The 7,535-nt window shown below is 72.9% G+C and carries 8 protein-coding genes and 1 pseudogene; 1 reads left to right on the forward strand and 8 read right to left on the reverse strand.

Annotation, left to right across the window (positions count from 1 at the left end; translation table 11 throughout):
* From ACFSL4_RS15630 to ACFSL4_RS15650, 5 genes are all read right to left on the reverse strand, one after another.
* Positions 1-1,235 (reverse strand): cytochrome P450 (locus ACFSL4_RS15630; RefSeq protein WP_381082898.1); only part of this gene is annotated, 1,235 nt, incomplete at its 3' end.
* Between the two features lie 56 nt (positions 1,236-1,291).
* Positions 1,292-1,900: a GTP-binding protein gene (locus ACFSL4_RS15635; protein ID WP_381082876.1), complete on the reverse strand. Its 609-nt coding sequence runs from the start codon at positions 1,898-1,900 to the stop codon at positions 1,292-1,294.
* Entirely contained in the window at positions 1,878-2,237 is a 360-nt protein-coding gene (locus ACFSL4_RS15640; protein ID WP_381082878.1) for a DUF742 domain-containing protein, read from the reverse strand. The genes ACFSL4_RS15635 and ACFSL4_RS15640 overlap by 23 nt, the downstream gene beginning before the upstream one ends.
* Complete coding sequence (locus ACFSL4_RS15645; RefSeq protein ID WP_381082880.1) at positions 2,234-2,665, reverse strand: roadblock/LC7 domain-containing protein; 432 nt, start codon at positions 2,663-2,665, stop codon at positions 2,234-2,236. Before ACFSL4_RS15645 ends, ACFSL4_RS15640 begins: the two co-directional genes overlap by 4 nt.
* Positions 2,662-4,005, reverse strand: a complete 1,344-nt coding sequence (locus ACFSL4_RS15650; protein WP_381082882.1) for an ATP-binding protein — start codon at positions 4,003-4,005, stop codon at positions 2,662-2,664. The genes ACFSL4_RS15645 and ACFSL4_RS15650 overlap by 4 nt, the downstream gene beginning before the upstream one ends.
* Before the next feature lie 228 nt (positions 4,006-4,233).
* Between ACFSL4_RS15650 and ACFSL4_RS15655 the strand changes: the two genes are divergently transcribed.
* Positions 4,234-5,190: an AraC-like ligand-binding domain-containing protein gene (locus tag ACFSL4_RS15655; protein WP_381082884.1), complete on the forward strand. Its 957-nt coding sequence runs from the start codon at positions 4,234-4,236 to the stop codon at positions 5,188-5,190.
* Positions 5,191-5,284: 94 nt separating this feature from the next.
* On the opposite strand, the pseudogene ACFSL4_RS15660 reads toward ACFSL4_RS15655, so the two are convergent.
* From ACFSL4_RS15660 to ACFSL4_RS15670, 3 genes and pseudogenes are all read right to left on the reverse strand, one after another.
* Positions 5,285-5,929, reverse strand: a pseudogene (locus tag ACFSL4_RS15660) (class I SAM-dependent methyltransferase); the annotation flags it as partial.
* A gap of 102 nt (positions 5,930-6,031) precedes the next feature.
* Positions 6,032-6,832, reverse strand: a complete 801-nt coding sequence (locus tag ACFSL4_RS15665; protein ID WP_381082900.1) for a VOC family protein — start codon at positions 6,830-6,832, stop codon at positions 6,032-6,034.
* Between the two features lie 161 nt (positions 6,833-6,993).
* Positions 6,994-7,464 carry a hypothetical protein gene (locus tag ACFSL4_RS15670; protein ID WP_381082886.1) on the reverse strand — a complete coding sequence of 157 codons (471 nt, stop codon included), beginning with the start codon at positions 7,462-7,464 and terminating at the stop codon, positions 6,994-6,996.
* Positions 7,465-7,535: the final 71 nt, after the last annotated feature.

Consider the following 7,535-nt stretch of genomic DNA (forward strand, 5'->3'; position numbering starts at 1 on the left):
GGGCCCGCGGCCGGCGCGGTGGCCGCTGCCGCGGGGGCGGGCGGGAACGTCACGGGCAGCGCGGCCAGAGCCCGGTGGAAGGGGCCGGGCCGCCACACCAACTCTGCGACGCGCACGGCGAGTTCGACGTCCGGCAGCCGGTCCAGGAGCTTTTCCACCGCGACCGCCGCGATCAGCCGGGCCGGGCTGATCGCCGGGCAGGTGTGCGGGCCCGCGCTCCACGCCAGATGGGCGCGGTTGCCCGCCCGCTGGTCGGCCGTCAGGGCGGGGTCGGTGTTGGCGGCGCCGAAACTGACCACGAGCGGGTGGCCCGCTCGCAGCCGCACGCCCTCGTAGGTGACATCGTGGATGGGGAAGTGCACCGCGTAGTTGGCCATCGGCGGGTCCGTCCACAGCACCTCGTCGAGGGCGTCCTCCACCGGCATGCTGCCGCCGGACAGGTCACCCGCGAACCGGTCGTCCGACAGCAGCAGCCGCAGACCGTTGGCGATGAGGTTCTGCTGCGGCTCGGTGCCCGCGCCCATCAGCAGGACCAGGGTGTGCACCAGCTCCTCGTCCGTGAGGCGGGCCGGATGGGCGATGAGCCGGCTCGTCACGTCCGCGCCCGGCTTCGCCCGCTTCAGCGCCACCAGATCCGCCACGGTCGTGCTGAGCAGTTCGTTGGCCTTCTCTGCGTCCACGCCGTCGAAGATCCCGGACATGCCCTCGACGAGCCGCAGCCCGTACTCGGTGGGGCAGCCGAAGAGATGGTTGAACACCAGCAGCGGCAGCACCTGTGCGTACTCGCCGAGCAGATCCGCCTGCCCGGCGGGCGCGAACCGGTCGATGAGGGTGTCCGCGCTGGACTCCACGTAGCCGCGCAGGGTGTGGGGGTCGACCCGGGCGAGGCTGTCGGTGATCGCCCCGCGCAGCCGCCGGTGCTCCTCGCCGTCCGTGAGCAGGGCATTGGGCCGGTACGCCATCATCGGCACGACCGGGCTGTCCATCGGGACGGTGCCGTCGGCGAGGTCCTGCCAGCGGCGGGAGTCCTTGGAGAAGGTCTCGGGGCTGCGCAGGACGTGCAGGGCGGCGTCGTAGGAGACCACCAGCGTGGCCCGGACGCCGGGGGCCAGTTCGACGGGCGCGAAGGGCCCGGCCGCGCGCAGCCGCCGGTAGACGGCGGCCGGGTCGGCGGCGAACTCTGGCCCGTACAGGGACTCGTGGGCCGGGCAGCCCGGGGGTGGTACGGCACTCACGCGTGCTCCAATTCGCCGGTGCGGTTCGTCAGGCGGCCGGTGCGTCCCCGGCCCGGTCAGGAACCGGCCGGCGGTTCGCCGGTGCCGGTCCGGTTCAGCAGGTACTCCACGAGGGCGATCAGCGCCCGCGTCGAGGAGACGCGGTCGCGGGCGTCGCAGCGGACCAGTGGGGTCTCGGGCAGCAGGTCGAGGGCCTCGCGCACCTCGTCCAGCTCGTACACCGGGGCACCGTCGAAGTCGTTGACGGCGACCGCGTACGGCAGCCCCAACTCCTCCAGCACCCCCATGACGCCGAAGGACTGGCTGAGGCGGCGGGTGTCGGCCAGTACCAGCGCGCCGAGCGCGCCTCGGGTCATGTCCTGCCACAGCTCGGTGAAGCGCTGCTGGCCCGGGGTGCCGAACAGGTAGAGCACCAGCCGGTCGTTGAGGGTGAGCCGGCCGAAGTCCAGCGCGACCGTGGTGGTGGTCTTGTCGGTGGTACCGGCGAGATCGTCGACGAGCGCACCCGCCTGCGTCATGACCTCCTCGGTGCGCAGCGGGCGGATCTCGGAGAGCGCGCCGACGAACGTGGTCTTGCCGACCGCGAAGTGACCGACGATCAGCAGCTTGGCCGCGGTCCGTACGCTGCTGCGCAGATAGACGTCAGAGGCGGGCGCGAAGCCCATCGAGGACCTCCTGGAGGATGCGGGTGTCGGACGGCGCGGCGGCCGGGACCGGAGCGCGGGAGACGAGATGGCCGCTGTCCATGAGGTCGGCGACCAGCACCTTGGTGACGCTGACGGGCAGTTCCAGATGCCCGGCCACCTCGGCGAGCGACAGCGCCCCTGGCCGGCACAGTTCGAGGATCCGGCGCTTCTCCGGGCTCAGCCCGGGTGGCGGCACATCACCGGTGGCGATCATCAGGGTGACCAGGTCCAGGGCGGTGCGGGTCGGGTGGGCGCGCCCGTCGGTGACCACGTACGAGCGCACGAGCCGCTCCCCGGGGCGGCGCCGGGGCGTCATGCCGGGCTGCCGCCGTGCGCGACCGGGCCGGTGTCCCGGCGGACCGGGCTGGTCAGCTCCCGGCCGAGCCGGTCGACCAGTTTGTGCATGCGGTAGGTGACGGCCTCCATGTCCACGTCCTGGCTGGTGGAGACGGCGAGGTAGGCCCCCTCCCCGGCCGCGGCCAGGAACACGTATCCGTGCGCGAACTCGATCAGCGTCTGCCGCCACGGGGTGCCCGGTGTGCCGCAGAACTCGGCGGTGCTGCGGCTGATCGACTGGACGCCGGAGAGCCCGGCGGCGAGCCGCTCGGCGTCGTCACGTCCGATGTCCGCCGAGTGAGCGCGCAGCATGCCGTCGGCGGACAGCAGGATCGCGTGCCGGGCCTCGGGCACCTTCAGCACGTCGTCGAGCATCCATCCCAGCTCGTTGGTCGTGGGCTCGATCATGGCTGGGGGGTCCCTTCGTCGCTGGTGCTGTGGTTCTCGGTGTCACGGGCGTCGTCCGGCGAGTCCTGCGTGGTCCGGCCGAAGCGGGTGCCGCGGGCGAACGCCCCCATCCGGCGGGCGTTCTCCTCTGCGGAGCGGCGCTCGACCTCGTCGGCCGGGGCGGCGGCGGGTGCGGCCGGCTGCGACGCGCGGGGGGTCCGTCGCCGCCGCTTCGGCAGGCCCCCGGATGTGCTCCCCACGACCTCGGCGGGGCGCGGCGCGGAGTCGTCCGTGCCGGAGGACGGGGCCGTCTCCAGGTCCGGGGCGGGGGCGGGGACGGCGGGGTCCTCCGTCGCTGCGGGATCGGCGTGCGTGAGCAGCGTACTCGGCAGGAACACCACGGCCCGTACGCCCCCGTAGGGGGACCGCGTGTCCACGGACACGCTGAATCCGTAGCGCACGGCGAGCACGCCGACGACGGCGAGGCCGAACCGGGGCGGGTCGTCGAGCCGGGTGACGTCGACGGAGCGACGGCCGGTCAGGAGTTCGGTCGCGCTCGCCACGGACTGCGCATCCATGCCGACCCCGGCGTCGTCGACGATGACGCAGGCGCCGTTGTGCACCGCGTTGACGCCCACCTCGACGTTCGTGTTGGGCTGCGAGTGGCGTGCCGCGTTGTCGAGGAGTTCGGCGATGGCGAGGACGACCGGCTCCACGGCACGGCTCTCGACGGCGATGTCGACCTCTCCGGTGATGCGCACCCGGCGGTAGTCGCGGATGCGGGAGGTCGCGCCGCGCACCACCTCGACCAGCGGGGAGGTGGAGCGCTGGCGTCCGGGCCAGGAACCGCACAGCACGGCGATGGCCTGGGCGCGGCGGCCGAACTGGGCGTTGGTGTGGTCGATTTCGAGCAGGTCGCGCAGCACGTCGGGGTGGTCGTGCCGGTCCTGCATCTCGGCGATGGCGACCTGCTGTTCGTTGGCGAGGGCCTGGATCGAGTGCATCGACGCCTTCAGGGCGGCCTTCGCGGACTGGTCGGCGCGGGCCTGGGCGTGGGCCACGGCGCCGGAGAAGCTCTCCAGCACGCCGTCGAGGCACTTGCCGAAGTCGGTGCCGGCCAGGCGTGGGTCGAGCGGGCCGGTGCCGGGGACGGGGTCGTGCGGGGAGTCGGCGAGCGCGGGCAGCCGGACCGACACCAGGTGCCGCACCTCGTCCTCGCGTGCGCGCACGTCGCCGGCCAGCGTCTCGGCGAGCAGGCGCTGGCGCCGGGTGATGCCGTGCTGGCGTATCAGCAGCACCACGACGGCGAGCAGCAGGGCTGCCAGGCACCAGAACAGCGGCTCCGGTATCCGTTCGGTCATGAAGTCCCCAAGAGCGGACGCGAGTGGACGGGCGGCGCACAGGCTAGCGGCATCCGGGCGGGGCGACTTTTGCGCAGACGAAAGGAATACGCCACGGGGCGCATACCCCCGGACGTGCGGACGCTGCGTGTGCTTTAAGATGACCGGGAGTAACTCCCACCCGATCACGCAGTAGTTGCTGTATTGCCTGCATGGGCGGTCGGCACACGCGGTACCGAAGGGGGATCGTTGTCCGCGGGAAGCTACGTCGTGGAATCGGTCAGGACCGGTGAGGTCGGCGCGCGGGAACGCACCGACTTCTGGAGCGAGCACGTGGTGTCCTTCCAGACCCCGCTGGACTTCAGGTACGCGCACTCCGAGGCGTTCCGCGGGGAGATGACCCGGCAGCGCAGCGACTCCTACCAGCTCGTGAGCTGGAACTGCGACCAGATCGAGTACGTCCGCACCCCCGGCCTGGTGCGCCGGAAGCCCGACGACGCCTACCGGTTCGTGCTTCCCGCCTCCGGTGAGCTGGTGCTGCGGCAGGACGGCCAGGAGGCGCGGCTGACCCCGGGCACCGGCAGCCTGATGACGCTCGGCGCGCCGTTCGAGCTGGCGCACGACGCCTCGCTGCGGGGGATCATCCTGTCGATCCCCTCCCAGGAGATCGACGGGCCGCTGGGCCGCAAGGCGCCGCTGGCCACCGGCCTCGACCTGACGCGGGGACTGGGCCGCGTGGTGGACTCCATGGTGCGGTCGCTGCACGAGGAGCGGGACCACCTGACGGGAACCCAGTTCGACGCGGTCTCGGACCGGATCGTGGAGCTGCTGTGCATGCTGGCCGCGGGCGACGACCGTCCGGACGCGCCGGGCCACCTGCGCGAGGTCGAGGCGATGGTCCGCCGCCACGTCCGCGAACACGCCGCGGACCCCGCCCTCAGCGGCTCGTCGATGGCGCGGGACCTCGGCTGGTCCCTGCGCCAGATACAGCTCGCCCTCCAGCGCGTGGGCACCACGCCCCGGGACCTGATCCGCGAGGAGCGGCTGCGGCTGGTACGCGACCGGCTCCGCTGCACGGACTGCGCGCATCTGACGATCACGGAACTGGCCTACGCGTGCGGCTTCTCCTCGGCCAGCACGCTCAGCACGGCGTTCCGCCGGCGCTTCGGCATGAGCCCGCGCGAGATGCGTCACCGCCACCACTGAGTGCGGGGGCGGTCGCACCGCTGTCCGATGGGCGGCCGGAAGCCGGAGCGAGCGGGAAGCCCCGCTGCGGCGAGTCGCGGAAAGCCCCTGCCCAGGCCTTGCGGGCGAGCAGATGAACCTCCCGGAACTGCCGTCGGTCGGTGGGCTGGGGCTCGCGAACCATCCGGGCCGCCTCGGCCAGCCCGGCCTGGCGCAGCATCGCGGCGAGGTGATCCGGCGACCACCGATAGGCCGGCGCGACCGTGTGGTCGAAGACCTGCGTGGAGTGGGATGGATCGTCGGTGGCGGAAAAGCCGATCAGGAGATGGCCGCCAGGTGCCAGCACACGGTGGAACTCCGCCAGGATGGCGGGGAGTTCTCGCGGCGGGGTGTGGATGATGGACCAACGTGACAGTACGCCGCCCAGCACCCCGTCAGCGATGTCCAGCGCGGCCATCGAGCCCACGTCGAACCGCAGTCCCGGATAGGTCTCCCGGGCCGACTCGATCATCGCAGGGGAGGCATCGACGCCGAACGCCGCCAGCCCCAACTCGTCGAGGTGGGAGGTGATATGACCAGGCCCACATCCCAGGTCCGCGACCTGGCCGTTACCACTCGCGTCCACCACCTCGGCGAAGGCGCTCAGGACCGCGCGGTCCAGGGGCCTGTCCCGCAGCTCGCCGCGGAACATCTGCGCGTACACGGGGGCAGCAGCCTCGTAGGCCTCGCGGGTGGCGGTGAAGGCATCGTGTTCGACCATGCTCGCGACAGTAGTTCCTGACGCTGGGACGAGCCGGGGGAATCACGCTCTCCCCACCCGCCTGCCGGCCCCGCCACGCATGTGGGGCCCGGCTGTGGCCGGTCAGGACTCCCGTTTCGCGGTCACCGTGAAGCGGGCGCCGTCCGGGTCGGCCAGTACCGCGTCCCCGGCACCCTCCTGCCAGCGCAGGACGCTGCCGCCGTGGGCGCGGGCGATCCGGACACAGGCGTCCACGTCGGCGACCGCGAAGTGGATCTGCCAGTGCGGGCGGATGGTGGGGTCGGGGGCGGCCTCCACGGCACCCGAGTGGATGCGGGCCACGACCGACCCGCCACTGCGCAGGACGACCTCGTCGCCGTCGTAGTGGACCTCGCAGCAGCCGGGGACCGCGGAGGCCCAGCCCAGCACCTCCCCGTAGAAGATGGCGGCGTCGAAGGCGTCGCGCGTGTGCAGCCGGATGAAGGTGGGGGCGGCCTCGCGCCACTCCTCCCAGCCGGTCACGAGCCGGCCCTCCCAGATACCGAAGACGGCTCCGTCGCGGTCCGCGAGCACGGCCGCCCGGCCGGGCGGGAAGGCGAGCGGCCCGACGGCCGCGGTCCCGCCCCGCTCCCTGCAGCGGGCCACGGCCTCGTCGGCGCTGGAGACCGCGAAGTACGGGGTCCAGGCGACGGCCATCTGCCACATCGAGGCCACGGCGGCGATCCCTGCGACGGGCACGCCGTCCGCCTGCGCCACCCGGAACCGGTCGCCGAGGCTGTTCGGCCGCCACTCCCAGCCGAACACGGCCCGGTAGAACTCCTCCGCGCCCTCGACGTCGCGCGTGGTGAGACTGACCCAGCACGGTGCGCCGAACACCGCCTGAGTGGAGACTTCCCCCCTGCCGCGTGCCTCGTTCTTGACCATGACCACACCGCCCGGTTCCGGGAGGGAGATGCCGGGCACCTCCTCCGCCGTTCGCTCAGGGCCCACGGGTACCCCGATCGCACCTCTGCAAGGATGCGCCACGGGGCGCCGGGCGTCATCCGGAGACGGGATTGCCCGGGCGCCCGAGGCCCGGAACAGCCTCAGGCGCCCGCACCGGGCGACCAGTGGGGGTCGATACCGGCCAGTCGGCAGGCCAGGAAGTACAGCGGGATCGGCGGCGTGTACGGAGAGTCACCGTCGGGGCGATGGATCAGCGCCGGGCGGCCTGTGCGCGGACCGTTCCAGGAGGGGTCGGCCGGGCGGACGCCGGCGGCCGGGATCACCGGCCGTCCCACGCACGCGTCGACGGCGTAGCTCGTCGACGGCGGCCAGGTGACGCCGATCTGCGAGCCCGAGGGGACGATCCACCACCAGCGCAGGTCGTCAGCGAAGACGCACCCTACACGGGGCAGGCAGTTCATGATCCGTTCGCCGTGGTCACCGGGGATGCCCACGGCGTCGTATCCCAGGGTGGCGGTCAGCTCCCCGGGAAGGACGAGACGGCCGGCCGTCGCGAGCGCCGGAGCCGGGGCCGGGTGCGACCGGGGTTCGAAGACGTGCGGTCGTTCCATGGGGTGGCGGTCCTTCGGCCGGGTGGGGGGCGGGCCTGAGGTACGGGGCGGGGGGTGGGCCGGTGGCGACG

This window comes from Streptomyces caeni, assembly GCF_042678285.1.
GTDB classification, from domain to species: Bacteria; Actinomycetota; Actinomycetes; order Streptomycetales; family Streptomycetaceae; genus Streptomyces; species Streptomyces caeni.